Here is a 14,648-nt window from a genome sequence, read left to right on the forward strand (position 1 = left end):
TATTTTCAAAATCCTCTTCTTTTAGAATGAAGAGGATTTTTTATTTTAGAAAATAGGAGGTAATAGGAAATTGATATTATTAGAACATGTAAAAAAAACCTATTTAAGTAATAATAATACTGTTAATGCACTCAACGATGTAAACTTAAAAATAAATAAGGGTGACATATTTGGAATTATAGGATATAGCGGCGCAGGTAAAAGCACTTTAATTAGATGCATAAACTTACTTGAAACCCCTACTTCAGGTAAAGTTTTTATTAATTGTACTGAAATTACATCATTAAATGAAAAACAACTTAGAAAATATAGACAAAGAATAGGCATGATATTTCAACACTTTAATTTAATGAGTAGTAGAAATGTATTTAAAAATGTGGCTTATCCACTAAAAGGTAAAGGCCTAAGCAAAACTCAGATTGAAGAAAAAGTACTGCATTTATTAGAGATTGTAGGCTTAAAAGATAAAGCTACTGCTTATCCTTCGGAGCTAAGTGGTGGTCAAAAACAAAGAGTATCAATTGCTAGAGCACTGGCCAATGATCCAGAGGTACTTTTATGTGATGAAGCTACATCAGCACTAGATCCAGAAAATACAAAGTCTATATTAAATATTCTAAAAGAAATAAATAATAGTCTTAACTTAACCATAGTAATAATAACTCATCAAATGGAGGTAGTTAAAGATATTTGTAATAAAGTTGCTATTATGGAGAATGGTGAAATAGTAGAAGAAGGAAGTATTGTAGATATATTCTCAAATCCTAAAACAAAAATTACTAAAGACTTTATAGCTAATACAATGCACTGTGATAATGTTGTCCAAATGCTAAAAGAGAATAAATTTATTAAATATCCAAATAAGAAATATATTACTACTAAAATTTCTTTTATTGGTCAGACTACTGGTCAAGCTTTTATATCTAGAATTTCAATGGAATATAAAGTATTTGCTAGTATCTTATTTGGCAGCATTGAATACTTACAAGGTGTACCTGTAGGTAACTTAATTGTCCAGTTTAGTGGAATTGATGATAAAGTATTCAGAGCCATAAATTATTTAAGAGAAAATAATATCAATGTAGAGGTGATAGAAGATGATGAAACTGATGAATTCAATAATTCCAAATGTAGTGGAACTATTTCCTGACATGATACAAGCTTTATTAGAAACAATTAATATGGTTAGTATATCTGGCATAATTTCTTCCTTAATAGGTATACCTTTAGGCATTATTTTGATTGTAACAAGAGAAGATAACTTATTAGAAAATAAATTCATTTTTAATATAGTTAGCAAGTTAGTAAATATATTTAGGTCTATACCATTTGTCATATTACTAACAGCTATAATCCCTATTACCCGATTCTTTGTAGGTACAACCATAGGTACAAAAGGTGCTATAGTCCCACTAATATTTGGAGCCACTCCTTTTGTAGCACGCCAAATAGAATCTGCTTTGCTTAAAGTAGATCCAGGTGTTATAGAAGCTGCAAGAGCTATGGGGTCTAGTCCTTTAGAAATAATTTTTAGAGTTCTTCTTTTGGAAGGACTTCCTGGAATAGTTTATTCCCTTACTATAACTACTATAAGTTTAATAGGTTTTTCAGCTGTAGCAGGAACTGTTGGAGGGGGCGGACTTGGAGATTTTGCTATAAGATATGGATATCAATATTTTAAGACTGATGTAATGATAGTAACCATAATAATACTTCTTGTTATAGTAAATTTAATTCAAAGTATAGGAGACATTCTATTAAAAAAATTAAGTCATTAATTATTTGAGGAGGATTTTAAAATGAAATTGAAAAAATTATCAGCAATTATTTTATCAGCATTACTAGCAATAACATCATTAACAGCTTGTGGTGAAAAGAAAACTTCTACTAAACCCAAGAGTGGAAAGCAGGTAATAAAAATAGGTGTAACTGGTGATGACCATAAATTATGGGATAATATTAAAACAAGATTAGCAAAAGAAAATATAGAACTTAAAATAATCACCTTTAGCGATTATATACGTCCTAATATGGCTCTATCTGAAGGGGAGCTAGATGCTAACGCGTTCCAGACTATTGCTTATTTTAATAAATTTAAGGAAGATCATAAGTTAGACCTAACTTCCCTAGGATATACTTTACTTGCACCTATGGGGATATATTCCGATAAATTAAAGAATATAAAAGATTTAAAAGATAATGGAAAAGTAGCTATACCAAATGACCCTACTAATGGTGGAAGAGCCCTTCTTTTACTCCAAAGTGCAGGACTTATAAAACTTAAAGATAATCCTGGAATTACACCAACAGTAAAAGATATAGTAGCCAATCCTAAGAATTTAAAAATATCAGAATTAGTAGCTACACAAATTCCCCGTTCCATTAAAGATGTAGATATCGCAGCAATTAACAACGGAGTAGCAGTAGATGCTAACTACTCTCCACTGAAAGATTCAATATATATAGAAGATACTAAAAATCCAGATACTAAAAACTACTTTAACATAATAGCTGTAAGAACAAAAGATAAGAATAACCCTGCATTGAAAAAACTATTAGAAATATATCAAGGCGAAGAAACAAAAAAACTAATATCTGATATTTATAAGGATTCTGCAATTCCTGCTTTTTAATACTTAAAAGTCCATGGTAACTTTCCATGGACTTTTAGATTTTTTAACCTTATCAAAAGTTTTTATTATTATTTTAAAAATAATTCTCTTCTCATTGTATCTATACTCATTCCACCCTGTATTCCGCTGTATACATATCCTTCTTCATCTATAAAAAGAGTGGTGGGAAATCCTTGAATTCCATAAGCCTTCGTTATCTCCTGATCCTTATCCAATAAAACTGTAAAAGTATATTTATTATTGTCTATAAAATCTTTAACCTTATCCTTACTTTCTCCAACATCTACAGCTAGTATAACAATATTTTTATCCTTAGTTTCATCATATAGTTTTTGTATATCCTTCATTTCAGTTTTACAATATCCACACCAAGTTGCCCAGAAATTTAAAAATACTTTTTTGCCTTTGAATTCACTAAGTGTTCTCTCTTTTCCATTTATGTCAACTAGCTTAAAATCTATTGCTTTTATTTTTTTAGCTTCTTCCTCATTTTTAGATTCAATGGTTACCTTTTTATTGCTTAAATCTTTATTATAATATTTAATTACACCAAATGCTAAAACTATAAGTAGCATACATGATATAAACAATACTTTCTTTCTCAATACTATTCCTCCTAATTATTAATTAAATAAGTTATTCAATATATAAGTTTTATCTGTAAAAGTCATAATTCCCATAATTATTAGTATTACCCCACTTATAATAGCTATAACATTAAAGTATTGGGAGATCCTTCTTATATATTTTGAAATACCATCAATCAGAAATGCTGAAACTATAAATGGAACTGCAAGGCCTAACGAATATGATGTTAAAAGCAATAAGCCTTTATTAAATGTTGCTACACTTCCCGCATATATTAGTATGGAAGCTAATACTGGTCCTATACATGGTGTCCATCCTATAGCAAAAGCCATCCCCATAATTAAGGAACTTATACTAGAGCTTAATTTATTAAAATCAAATAATCTTTTCTCATAGTAAAACAATTTTATTTTTAATAAACCTGTAGTATGAATCCCAAATATTATAATTATAATTATAATCCCGCCTATTTGCCTAAATATATGCTTGTTATTAGCGAACATCATCCCTAAAGATGTTATTGAAATTCCCATAAGAATAAATATAATAGAAAAGCCCACAGTGAAGCCTATAGCCCTATAAATCACTGTAACTTTATTTTTATCTATTTCATTCACTGTAGTCCCTGCCAAATAAGTTAAATATATTGGTATTAATGGCAAAACACAGGGTGATAAAAATGAAAGCACTCCAGAGGAAAATGCAAAAATCAACGATATATTATTATTCAAATTTTCTCCTCCCTTTATTTTATAGTAACGTTTATTGTATCAAATCATTATGAATGTTCTATGAAGAAAAAAATTGTTGTCAATCTATGAAATCCTTTTCTTTTAAAATAAAATTATTACTGAATTCTAAAACATAAATTTGGAATTCAGTAATATATATTTTCTAAGTTATTTACTTAATACAGTTAGTCTTTCCATAAAAGCTTCAGGCTTTTGGAGCTGAGAAAATCCTTTATATTTATAGAATTCCTGTGCATCCTTTGTAGCTAACATAAGCCTCTCAATATTTCTTATATCAGGATGAGAAATTACACATTCCATTAACCATTTCCCAAGTCCTTTTCCTCTATAATTTTCATGTATAAATACGTCTCTTACATATCCAAAAGTAATATAATCTGTTACAACCCTTGCAAATCCCACTTGCTTGTCTTTATCATACAAGCTAAAGCAAAGAGAATTTTCCACTGACTTCTTAACTATTTCTTTATTTCTTTTTTCCGCCCAATAAGATCTAGCTAGCAGCTCATTTACTGCATCAATATCAACTTTATTTGGATCAGTAGTAATTAAAAATTCACCTAATTCACAAACTATGTGCATTTTTTACCTCCTATAATTAATTCTCTTTAAGGCAAATTATAAGTAACATATTTAGCATAATGATTATATATTATAATTTTAAATTTTCATATATATTTTTTATTAATTTATTGTGCATTTGCAAACTTTTTTTCTACATAATTCGGCTAATTATTTATGCCTAGTTAAATTTATATTATAATTCATATCCTTGACATAAAAAATTTAAAATATTATAATAATTAAACATAGATATATTTATAAAAACTATGATGAGAAGAGTAGATAAAGTAAGTAACTTAAGCGAGTCGGTGATGGTGTAAGACCGATGTGATAACTTTGTTGAAGAACATCTCTGAGTTTCTAACCGAAATCAAAGTTTTGAGAGTAGGCTTAGAGGTTGCCAAAGCCTTACTTTTGGTAAGTATAGAATTTAACTGTACGGGTTTTAAGTGGCCAAAACTTTGGCAAATTGGGTGGTACCGCGAATATAGTCTTTCGTCCCTTTATGAGGACGAAAGACTTTTGTTTTTTATAAAAATAAATACTACTAGGGAGGATTTAACAATGGAAAAAATATCTATTAAGCAACTTTATAGAGAAACTGATAAGTTTGTAGACAAAGAAATAAGTATTTCTGGATGGATTAGAACAGAAAGAGTATCTAAAACTTTTGGATTTATCGAATTAAATGACGGAAGCTTTTTCAAAAACACTCAGATAGTATTTGAAGATAAATTAAGTAACTTTGAGGAAATATCTAAGTTATCCATAAGTTCATCTTTAACCGTTGAAGGTAAGGTAATTCTTACACCTGAAGCTAAACAACCTTTTGAAATTCATGCTTCAAACATAATAATAGAAGGACTTTCATCTTCCGATTATCCTTTACAGAAAAAAAGACATTCTCTTGAATTTTTAAGAACTATAGCTCATTTAAGACCTAGAAGTAATACTTTTTCTGCAGTATTTAGAGTACGTTCATTAGCTGCTTATGCTATTCATAAATTTTTCCAAGAAAGAGGATTTGTTTATGTTCATACTCCAATAATTACAGGTAGTGACTGTGAAGGTGCTGGAGAAATGTTTAGAATTACTACATTGGATTTAAACAATGTGCCTAAAGATAAAGAAGGGAAAATAGACTTTTCTCAAGACTTCTTTGGAAAAGATGCTAATCTTACAGTAAGTGGTCAGTTATCAGCAGAAGCTTATGCATTAGCTTTTAGAAACGTTTATACCTTTGGCCCTACCTTTAGAGCAGAAAATTCAAATACTGCAAGACATGCAGCAGAATTCTGGATGATAGAACCTGAAATGGCTTTTGCTGAATTAAAAGATTATATGGATGTAGCAGAAGATATGGTAAAATACGTAATTAATTATGTTATGGAAAATGCACCAGAAGAAATGACTTTCTTTAATAGCTTTGTTGATAAAGAATTATTTGCAAGATTAAATAATGTATTAAACTCAGACTTTGTAAGAATTCCATATACTGAAGCAGTAGAACTTTTGCAAAAATCAGGAGAGGCTTTCCAATATCCTGTTGAATGGGGAATTGACCTTCAGACAGAGCATGAAAGATATTTAACAGAAAAAATATTCAAGAAACCTGTTTTCGTAACAGATTATCCTAAGGACATAAAAGCCTTCTATATGAGATTAAATGATGATAAGAAAACAGTTGCTGCAGCAGACCTTTTGGTACCAGGTATTGGTGAAATAATTGGTGGAAGCCAAAGAGAAGAAAGACTTGATGTACTTGAAAAGAGAATGGCCGAACTTAATCTTAAAAATGAAGATTACTGGTGGTACTTAGAACTTAGAAAATACGGTGGAACTAAACATTCAGGTTTTGGTTTAGGATTTGAAAGAATATTAATGTATCTTACTGGAATCTCCAACATTAGAGACGTAATACCATTCCCAAGAACAACTGGTTCAGCAGAATTCTAAAAACAATAAAAAGGAGATATGCTGATGGCTCTTTTAAATGCCTTTGGTAGTGTATTTAGCATAGTTCTAATGATCTTAATAGGCTATATACTTACAGGAAAAAAGTGGATAGATGATGGAAATGCAAAACTTTTTTCACGACTTGTTCTAAATTTATCACTACCAACATTAATGATAACAAATTTGATGGCCAATTTTGATAAAAATAAATTGCTTAGTTTAGGTAAGGGGCTTTATGTGCCCTTTGCCTCAATAGCTTTAGCTTACTTAATAGGGAAACTTGTTACTAAACTAATTAAGGTATCACCTGGACGAAGAGGAATCTTTCAATCTATATTTTTTGTTTCTAATACTATATTCATTGGGTTGCCCGTTAATCTAGCTCTTTTTGGAGACGCAAGCGTTCCTTATGTACTATTGTATTACATAGTAAACACTACCTTTTTTTGGACGATCGGAGTTTATGAAATTAGTAAAGATGGTACTGGCTCTAGTACAAGCATATTTTCTAAAGATACTTTAAAGCGTATTATATCTCCACCATTGCTTGGATTTATATTTGCTATTTTATTAATTCTTTTAGAAATAAGGCTTCCGAAATTTGTTTTTGACACTTGCAAATACTTAGGCAACCTTACCACTCCTTTATCCATGTTATTTATAGGACATACTATTTATACAATAGATATTAAAGACATAAAAATAGATAAAGATATGATAGCTTTATTAGTAGGTAGATTTATAGTTTCTCCTCTTTTAGTTATCTTAATAGCTCGTCCATTACCTTTACCTGAACTAATGAAAAATGTATTTGTTATACAAGCAGCTATGCCTGCTATGACAAACACTGCTATAATGGCTAAAGTTTATGATGCAGATTATAAGTTTGCTGCTGTTATGGTAACCATAACTACTATATTAAGCCTTATAATAATTCCAATATATAAACTTATATTATAAAATAAAAGGGTCTATCTCACAATGCATAAAAATGCAATATGAGAAGTCCCTTCTTTGTTTTATATCCAAATTTTATTTAAAAACTTAATCATTTAAAATATTTTTGTATAATAATTTTTTAAAATTATGCAATATTAATCTGTTCATACTTTCTATGTTGATATTTTACTATCTTTTCATCTAAAATATCACCATTTTCTATTATTATGGCATTTGCTAATACACTATTTTTATTTTCTTTTCCTTCTACTATATAATCCAAATATCTTACTAATAGGTTACTTATATCTTTACTAGCAGTCTTATAGAATATGGAAGGTGTATGATCTACAACATAATGCATTATTCCGTCAACATAATATATGGGATTAGTGAAAGTAGTAATTTTACTTGTTTCTATAGCTTTATGAGCATCACAACTTACATCTATTATTAAAGAATTCTTTTTCATGTTCTTTAAATCTTTTCTATATATTATATGATCTTTTCTTGTTGTATCCCAAAGAATACAATTTACAATCACATCATATTTCCCTATTTCTCTTCTAAACAATGATTCCATATTCCTACTGTATACAGTTATATCTGCTCCTAGTCCATTTAATATTCTATATGCTCCCCTAGCAGTATTACCCCTACCTAAAATTGCTACCTTAGTTTCATAAGGAAGCTTTCCATATAATTCATAGGCTTGTATTACAGCTGCTTCTCCTGCTATTTCGTTATTTCTCCAAAAAACATGTCTGCCTTCCTCATACATATCCTCCCATGCTATAACCTTTAATTTATTATTTAATAGAGTATCTGTTATTTTTCGATTCTGAACTGCATGTACCCAACCAAATATAATTTGACCTTCTTTTAGATCCCCTAAATAATTGCTGTCACCTATTTTAGGATCACATATTACATCTTTTCTCAATATGCTTTTTCTATCCTCTATATTTGCTCCAGCATTTAAATATTCATCATCCTTTATCCCCAAAACGTTCCCATATCCTCTTTCAAAATAAAGCATATTTGGATTTTTTAATTTTGCAACATCCTCTGGGAGAATCGCTCTCCTTTTCTCATTTTCCTTTGGGCTAATTAAAAATCCAATACTTCTCACCAAAACCATCCCCTTGATAATATTTTTATATTTATCTATAAAGTAACAATCTAACAACCATAATAAAGTTTTAAGTTGTTACTTTTATATATGAATTTTTAATCTTATATACTATTATAGGGTACTTACATTACATTTATCAACCTACAACTTCTACCCTGCACACTAAGTTGTAGGTAAAATTTTCTAATTAATTAAAATACTTTATTCTATCTTAGTAATGCTCCCCTTTTCTTCTTTTACCTTCATTTTTTGCTGTTAAATTATAATTGTATTGATAATACTAAATTTAAAGAGTATAATAACAAATATAATATTTTTTTTATTTTAGGAGGACTTTAGACAAATGAAAACAGGTACAGTTAAATGGTTTAACTCAACTAAAGGTTTTGGATTTATTTCTGTAGAAGGTGAAGAAGATGTTTTTGTACACTTCTCTGCTATACAGGCTGATGGTTACAAATCATTACAAGAAGGTCAACAGGTTCAATTCGATGTAGTAGAAGGAACTAAAGGACCACAGGCTGCTAATGTTGTTTTATTATAATCCTATAAAGTGATTGTATATTAATAACATTAACATACATAAAAACACCTTTCATAAATTTATGAAAGGTGTTTTTACTTTGTATCTTCTTTCAATTTTAAACATATCTTATTTTGCCGTTATTGAATGTTTTACGTCATTAAACGAACATAAATCGTTTGCATCTCTCTTTTTTTTCAATTTATTATCATATATTACTTTTTTTCAATGTAACCGATTGCGAAATCTTTTAATTTTTCTTAAACTTAGATAGAATATAATTATATTATTGTATTTATATTTTTAATATTTATAAAAAGTACACAGAAAGGCGGATCTATCATATGAATCTTCAAAATCTTTTTGTAATGCAGGAGAAATTAGATCATCATATTATAGAACAACATGATCTTTACGGTAAAACCCTTTTTTCCCAAAAACTATTGGCCCTTCAAGTAGAAATTGCAGAATTAGCTAATGAAACTCGTTGCTTTAAATTTTGGAGTAATAAAGGCCCATCTTCTAAAGAATCTATCTTAGAGGAATATGTTGATTGTCTACATTTTATACTTACTATTGGCTTAGAGAAAAATTACACAGACGCTATTTTTACAATTCCAAAAGAAGACATTAATACAGATATAACTGAACAATTTTTAAATCTTTATATTGATATAAATGATTTTATAATATGTTCTTCAAAAGATCACTATGAAACACTTTTTGAGGACTTTTTATTGTTAGGAAATAGTTTAGGGTTTACAGAAAAGGAAATCGAAACTGCTTATTATAGGAAGAACACTATAAACCATAATAGACAGGTAAGTGGTTATTAATTTTTACATATTTTATCATTAAAGATAGAGTTTATCTCTATCTTTTTTTAATAATTATTTTTTTCATGGATAAAATAAAGTAAGAAAGGTGGTTGGTTGTATGCTTGGTATAATTTTTTCCATAGTAGCAGGAATTGCTATGAGCTTTCAAGGTGTTTTTAATACAAGACTCGGTGAAAAAATAGGAGCATGGGAAACTAATCTAGTAGTTCAACTTACAGGATTAGTATTAACATTTATAATATTGCTTTTTGCTGGAGACGGTAACTTAAAAAACATAAAAGAATCTAATAAGATATATCTTCTAGGGGGAGTTTTAGGAGTTATAATAATATATACTGTAATGAAAGGTATATCCGCACTTGGTCCTACATACTCTATTGCCACAATACTAGTAGCTCAACTTACTGCTGCCGCATTAATAGATGCTTTTGGACTATTTGGCTCTGATCAAGTAAAATTTGGTATGACAAAACTTATAGGAGTAGCTGTTATGATTGTAGGCATAATAATTTTCAAATGGAAATGTTAAAACCTATATTTAACTTTTTAGTTATGAATTTACAACTAAATATATTTTTCCTCACCTACCACCATGCAAAAACTTAAATAAACAAATTTCTTGTCTTTAGAAGAAGTTTTTGCTCTCGCTAAAGCTTGGAAATCGTTATCCATGAAAGTAGCTGTTCTTTACTTATACTTTCAAGAATGTGAAAATAAAGGGCATGTAGTTGCTGGATAAAGAATAATAAAGAATAAATAAGGATAATTAATCCAATATTTATTCTTTATTACTTTTTATCATTTAAAGCTATTTTATAACTTCAAAATTTCCCTTAATCAAGGTTTTCCCATTAACTGTCAACAATTTCTAATTAAAATCCTTTCCCATATGCATATAGGATTTCCATGGCATAAAATTAAACATACCATAAAATTTATAAAGATCTGTCCAATCAATGCACATATGTTGTACTCCCTTATTTTTTAATATTTCTAAGGATTTAAAAAGCAAAGTTAACCCTAGTCGCTTTTTTCTATATTCTAAATCTACACCTATAGGTCCTAATCCTCCATAATTTCCACCTAAAAGTTTTCTCCAATATATTGGAGGACCTATTATGCTACTTTTTTTATGATATATTCTGCTAAATCCTATTATTCTATCATTTTTAATATCCTTAATTACAATCATATCCTCTCCATTAATTGCATAGTTTAAAGCAAACTTCACCTCTTCTAGCCACCTACCAGGAAAAGACTTCTCAAAAAATTGTATTAGTCCTTTTTTATCTCCATCTTCCAAAGGCCTTATTATATAATTTTCTTCTTCATTTATATATAGTCCTTTTTTATCTTTTAAATATGATAAATCTACCTTACTTATATCACATATTAAATCAGTAGAAATATAACCATCTTCATATCCTCTTTTTTTAAGAAATTCATATCCTTCCTTGAACTCTAAAGGTATTCCTGGAAAAAAGTGAAAAGTATCCCTACCAACCTCTATATGCCTTACTCTTCTAGACTGCAATATATTTTCACACTGATATAATAAATTACTTCCAATCCCTTTATTTCTATATTTAAAATCTACTATTAATGAATTTATATTTCCCTGACTTTTATTAGCTTCTACAAGTCCTAAATTTCTTAGCTGCTGCTTAAATATTATAAAACCTATTAAGTTTTCCTCAATAAACCCACCTAAAATATCCTTCTTTAATAAGTTTTTATCTAAATTAATATTTTGATAAAGTAATTTTTTGTCCATAGGAAAAATACATCCTATATTATCATTCCAAATTCTTATTATACTTTTTAATTCTTCTTCACGAACAAATCTATAGTAAACCTCCATAATATCACCTCATTAAAATAAGTTGTACCATTTGTGGTTTTCATCATTATAAGGTAACAGGACATATTCCTTTAGCTTCTATTTCTCCTTTAACAACCTTTATTAAACTCTTTATTGATATAGGTGTATATTCATATGCCAAGATTAAACATGGTATATAATCTAAATTCACCACATCGTAAGGATTTCTCATAGGGATCATTATAATATTTTTATTGCATTTATATATTCTATTTACTAAATCTATTTGTTCAATATTTAAATTAGCATTATAAGTACATATTATTACTTTATCTTTACCTTTTGATTTTTCTTTCAATAACTCCATCTGTTCTTCGCTAGGCTTCAAACTTATAATCTCAGCATCACAATTAGGGAATTCTATTTGAAAATAATCATTTATGCTTCTCTTTTCTATAGAATCCTCTATGCCAGTAATTGCTTGAGCATTAGTGGATATTATTAATATTTCTTCCTCTGCCTTTACAGGCAATAATTTATCATCTCGTACTATAGTAATGCTATTATTACTTATTTTTTGTGCAAAAGCTTTATGTTCACTATTATCTATTATATGTTCCACATCTTTAAAGGAAGAATTTATGAAGCTTTCCGTATGAATCTTGGATTTAGTTTCCATTATTCTTCTTACTGATTCATTTATTCTATCTTCCTCTATTTCTTTAGATTCAACCTTTTCCATTATTCTATTTAAAGCTTCTATTTGCTTTTCCTTAGTATGAGAAATAAATATCATATCCGCTCCTGCCTTAACAGCCATAGCTGCCGCTTCTATAGTACCAAAATACTTATCTATTGCATTCATTTCCATACAATCTGTAAGTATTAATCCTTTAAAGTTAAGTTTGTTTCTTAATAAATCTGTAAGGACTTTATCTGATAATGTAGCTGGAAGTTTTCTATCTTCATATGCTGGAAACATTACATGAGCTGACATAATAGCTTTTATACCATTCTTTATAGCTTCATTGAATGGATAAAGTTCCACTTTTTCTAACCTGTCTACATTATGGCTTACACTACTCAATTCTAGATGAGAATCCACTTTTGTATCCCCGTGCCCAGGAAAATGCTTTCCTGTTGCAATAATGCCATTTTCCTGGATACCTTTAATATAAGCTGATCCTAATCTACTTACCCTTTCTGGATCTTCTCCATAGCTTCTAATACCTATTACTGGATTATCCTTATTATTATTTACATCTAATACAGGTGCTAAATTAAAATTGATGCCCATTGCCTTTAATTCTTCTCCACAATACTTACCATATAAGTAAGCATCTTCTTCATTTCCTCCAGCAGATAATGCCATATTTCCTGGGAAAAAAGTAGCTCCATTTGTTATCCGAGTAACCATTCCCCCCTCTTGATCTATAGTAATAAATAAAGGTATTCCATTTTCTTTTAATGCTAATTCTTGAAGTTCTTTATTTAAGTTATAAAGCTGTTTAGGATTTTTAAAATTTCTAGCAAACAATATTACGTTTCCTATATGATAATCTCTGATTGCCTTTATTATATGATCATTTAATTCAGTTCCACTAAACCCTGCAACTAACATCTGTCCTATCTTTTGCTGTAGAGTCATATTTTCTAATTTCACTAATCACACCCCCCTAACCTATTTCAAAATTACACTAATATATATGATATGCTTCTTTAATATTTGTAAATTTTCTTCTGTCTTCATCCCATATTGAAATTAATTGCTGTAATGTAGCTTTACCTTCCCTAACGCTACTTCCACCAGTATTGTAATCTATCATATGTTTTCCAAATTCCGTATATGGAGGACTAAATTGAAATTTATCCTTGCTTTGTTGCTTAATCTTAAATAACAAGCTTAATCCTGTTCTTACTGGTTTAAATTCCTTTCTATTAGTTATATGAACTTGAACCCCTTTACATAAATCCCCCTTATGCTTAGAAAAAGTAGGAGTAAAATATACTGGTCTAAATTTTACACCAGGTAAGTTTATTAAATTCATTTCCTCTGATATTGTATAAGGGTTTAGCCATGGGGTCCCTATTACTTCGAAAGGCTTAGTGGTTCCTCTGCCTTCTGAAATATTTGTACCTTCAAAAATACATGTTCCACTATAAATTAAAGCAGTATCAATTGTTGGAATATTAGGTGAAGGCATTATCCATGGAAGATTGGTATCTTCAAAATACATATTTCTTTCCCAACCGTCCATTTTTATTACCTTCAAATCACATCCTATTTTAAATTCATTATTGAAAAGTAACGCTACCTCTCCAATAGTTAACCCATATCTTTGAGTTATGGGGTAAAGCCCTATAAATGATTTATAGTTTACATCTAAAATGTTTCCTTCTACTTCCTCTCCACCTATGGGATTAGGTCTATCTAATACTACAAATATTTTATTAAACTTTTTGCAGCTTTCCATAGCATACGCCATAGTATACAAATAAGTATAGAATCTTGATCCAACATCTTGAATATCAAATACTAAAACATCTATATTCTTTAACATATCATAGGATGGCCTTTTGCTTTTTCCATAAAGGCTGTATACATTCAATCCTGTATTTTCATCAATATAGTTATCTACCATTTCTCCTGCCTGAATATCTCCTCTTACTCCATGTTCCGGAGAATACAGTGCTACCAAATTAGTTCTTTCATTTAATAAATCTATAGTGCTATTAAAGTTACTATCCATACCTGTAGGGTTAGTGATAAGTCCCACTTTCTTATTTTCAAATATATCCATATATTTATCTATATTATCTATACCTAACTTTACCTTACCCATTTTTATCCCCTTCTTTATTTAAAGCATACTGAAAAAGTAATAGCAAAATTTAAT

The 14,648-nt window shown here is 29.1% G+C and carries 15 protein-coding genes and 1 other annotated feature; of the genes, 8 read left to right on the forward strand and 7 right to left on the reverse strand.

What is annotated here, in order from left to right:
• Positions 1-70 precede the first annotated feature (70 nt).
• Genes T514_RS0114425 through T514_RS0114435 form a run of 3 tightly spaced genes read left to right on the forward strand, consistent with a single transcriptional unit; the run spans position 71 to position 2,633 of the window.
• On the forward strand, positions 71-1,150 hold the full coding sequence (locus tag T514_RS0114425) for a methionine ABC transporter ATP-binding protein (RefSeq protein WP_027625432.1): 1,080 nt from the start codon (positions 71-73) through the stop codon (positions 1,148-1,150).
• Positions 1,098-1,778 (forward strand): methionine ABC transporter permease, encoded by a 681-nt coding sequence (locus T514_RS0114430; RefSeq protein ID WP_027625433.1) that lies wholly within the window; start codon positions 1,098-1,100, stop codon positions 1,776-1,778. The genes T514_RS0114425 and T514_RS0114430 overlap by 53 nt, the downstream gene beginning before the upstream one ends.
• Positions 1,779-1,799: 21 nt before the next feature.
• Positions 1,800-2,633: a MetQ/NlpA family ABC transporter substrate-binding protein gene (locus T514_RS0114435; protein WP_034869239.1), complete on the forward strand. Its 834-nt coding sequence runs from the start codon at positions 1,800-1,802 to the stop codon at positions 2,631-2,633.
• Positions 2,634-2,701: 68 nt separating this feature from the next.
• On the opposite strand, the gene T514_RS24625 is transcribed toward T514_RS0114435, so the two are convergent.
• From T514_RS24625 to T514_RS0114450, 3 genes are all read right to left on the reverse strand, one after another.
• Complete coding sequence (locus T514_RS24625; RefSeq protein ID WP_051542051.1) at positions 2,702-3,238, reverse strand: TlpA disulfide reductase family protein; 537 nt, start codon at positions 3,236-3,238, stop codon at positions 2,702-2,704.
• Between the two features lie 18 nt (positions 3,239-3,256).
• The gene (locus T514_RS0114445; protein WP_034869241.1) at positions 3,257-3,952 is read right to left on the reverse strand and encodes a cytochrome c biogenesis CcdA family protein; all 696 of its coding nucleotides are present in this window, start codon (positions 3,950-3,952) and stop codon (positions 3,257-3,259) included.
• Between the two features lie 168 nt (positions 3,953-4,120).
• Entirely contained in the window at positions 4,121-4,555 is a 435-nt protein-coding gene (locus T514_RS0114450) for a GNAT family N-acetyltransferase (RefSeq protein ID WP_027625436.1), read from the reverse strand.
• Between the two features lie 239 nt (positions 4,556-4,794).
• Positions 4,795-5,043, forward strand: a binding site (T-box leader).
• A gap of 58 nt (positions 5,044-5,101) precedes the next feature.
• Here T514_RS0114450 and asnS point away from each other — a divergent pair.
• Both asnS and T514_RS0114460 read left to right on the forward strand, forming a co-directional pair.
• Positions 5,102-6,493, forward strand: a complete 1,392-nt coding sequence (gene asnS / locus T514_RS0114455) for an asparagine--tRNA ligase (protein WP_027625437.1) — start codon at positions 5,102-5,104, stop codon at positions 6,491-6,493.
• A gap of 24 nt (positions 6,494-6,517) precedes the next feature.
• Complete coding sequence (locus T514_RS0114460; protein WP_027625438.1) at positions 6,518-7,453, forward strand: AEC family transporter; 936 nt, start codon at positions 6,518-6,520, stop codon at positions 7,451-7,453.
• Between the two features lie 124 nt (positions 7,454-7,577).
• On the opposite strand, the gene T514_RS0114465 is transcribed toward T514_RS0114460, so the two are convergent.
• Positions 7,578-8,564, reverse strand: coding sequence for a N(5)-(carboxyethyl)ornithine synthase (locus T514_RS0114465; protein WP_027625439.1), 987 nt, complete (start codon positions 8,562-8,564; stop codon positions 7,578-7,580).
• A 346-nt stretch (positions 8,565-8,910) separates the two neighbouring features.
• Here T514_RS0114465 and T514_RS0114470 point away from each other — a divergent pair, with 346 nt between their 5' ends.
• The 3 genes from T514_RS0114470 to T514_RS0114480 all read left to right on the forward strand — a co-directional run bounded on the left by T514_RS0114470 (position 8,911) and on the right by T514_RS0114480 (position 10,458).
• Positions 8,911-9,111 (forward strand): cold-shock protein, encoded by a 201-nt coding sequence (locus tag T514_RS0114470; protein WP_027625440.1) that lies wholly within the window; start codon positions 8,911-8,913, stop codon positions 9,109-9,111.
• Between the two features lie 323 nt (positions 9,112-9,434).
• Entirely contained in the window at positions 9,435-9,926 is a 492-nt protein-coding gene (locus T514_RS0114475; RefSeq protein WP_027625441.1) for a dUTP diphosphatase, read from the forward strand.
• Positions 9,927-10,026: 100 nt separating this feature from the next.
• On the forward strand, positions 10,027-10,458 hold the full coding sequence (locus T514_RS0114480; protein ID WP_027625442.1) for a DMT family transporter: 432 nt from the start codon (positions 10,027-10,029) through the stop codon (positions 10,456-10,458).
• A gap of 339 nt (positions 10,459-10,797) precedes the next feature.
• On the opposite strand, the gene T514_RS0114485 is transcribed toward T514_RS0114480, so the two are convergent.
• Genes T514_RS0114485 through T514_RS0114495 form a run of 3 tightly spaced genes read right to left on the reverse strand, consistent with a single transcriptional unit; the run spans position 10,798 to position 14,594 of the window.
• Positions 10,798-11,790: a GNAT family N-acetyltransferase gene (locus tag T514_RS0114485; RefSeq protein ID WP_027625443.1), complete on the reverse strand. Its 993-nt coding sequence runs from the start codon at positions 11,788-11,790 to the stop codon at positions 10,798-10,800.
• A gap of 46 nt (positions 11,791-11,836) precedes the next feature.
• Complete coding sequence (gene nagZ / locus T514_RS0114490) at positions 11,837-13,414, reverse strand: beta-N-acetylhexosaminidase (RefSeq protein WP_027625444.1); 1,578 nt, start codon at positions 13,412-13,414, stop codon at positions 11,837-11,839.
• A 34-nt stretch (positions 13,415-13,448) separates the two neighbouring features.
• Positions 13,449-14,594, reverse strand: a complete 1,146-nt coding sequence (locus tag T514_RS0114495) for an exo-beta-N-acetylmuramidase NamZ family protein (RefSeq protein ID WP_027625445.1) — start codon at positions 14,592-14,594, stop codon at positions 13,449-13,451.
• Positions 14,595-14,648 lie beyond the last annotated feature (54 nt).

Origin of the sequence: Clostridium lundense DSM 17049 (assembly GCF_000619945.1) — a bacterium.
Taxonomy (GTDB): Bacteria; Bacillota; Clostridia; order Clostridiales; family Clostridiaceae; genus Clostridium_AO; species Clostridium_AO lundense.

Coding starts and splice junctions, on each gene's coding strand:
- T514_RS0114430 (WP_027625433.1), top strand. CDS start 1,098: ATGATGAAACTGATGAATTCAATAATTCCAAATGTAGTGGAACTATTT.
- T514_RS0114435 (WP_034869239.1), top strand. CDS start 1,800: ATGAAATTGAAAAAATTATCAGCAATTATTTTATCAGCATTACTAGCA.
- T514_RS0114450 (WP_027625436.1), bottom strand. CDS start 4,555: ATGCACATAGTTTGTGAATTAGGTGAATTTTTAATTACTACTGATCCA.
- asnS (WP_027625437.1), top strand. CDS start 5,102: ATGGAAAAAATATCTATTAAGCAACTTTATAGAGAAACTGATAAGTTT.
- T514_RS0114460 (WP_027625438.1), top strand. CDS start 6,518: ATGGCTCTTTTAAATGCCTTTGGTAGTGTATTTAGCATAGTTCTAATG.
- T514_RS0114470 (WP_027625440.1), top strand. CDS start 8,911: ATGAAAACAGGTACAGTTAAATGGTTTAACTCAACTAAAGGTTTTGGA.
- T514_RS0114475 (WP_027625441.1), top strand. CDS start 9,435: ATGAATCTTCAAAATCTTTTTGTAATGCAGGAGAAATTAGATCATCAT.
- T514_RS0114480 (WP_027625442.1), top strand. CDS start 10,027: ATGCTTGGTATAATTTTTTCCATAGTAGCAGGAATTGCTATGAGCTTT.
- T514_RS0114485 (WP_027625443.1), bottom strand. CDS start 11,790: ATGGAGGTTTACTATAGATTTGTTCGTGAAGAAGAATTAAAAAGTATA.
- T514_RS0114495 (WP_027625445.1), bottom strand. CDS start 14,594: ATGGGTAAGGTAAAGTTAGGTATAGATAATATAGATAAATATATGGAT.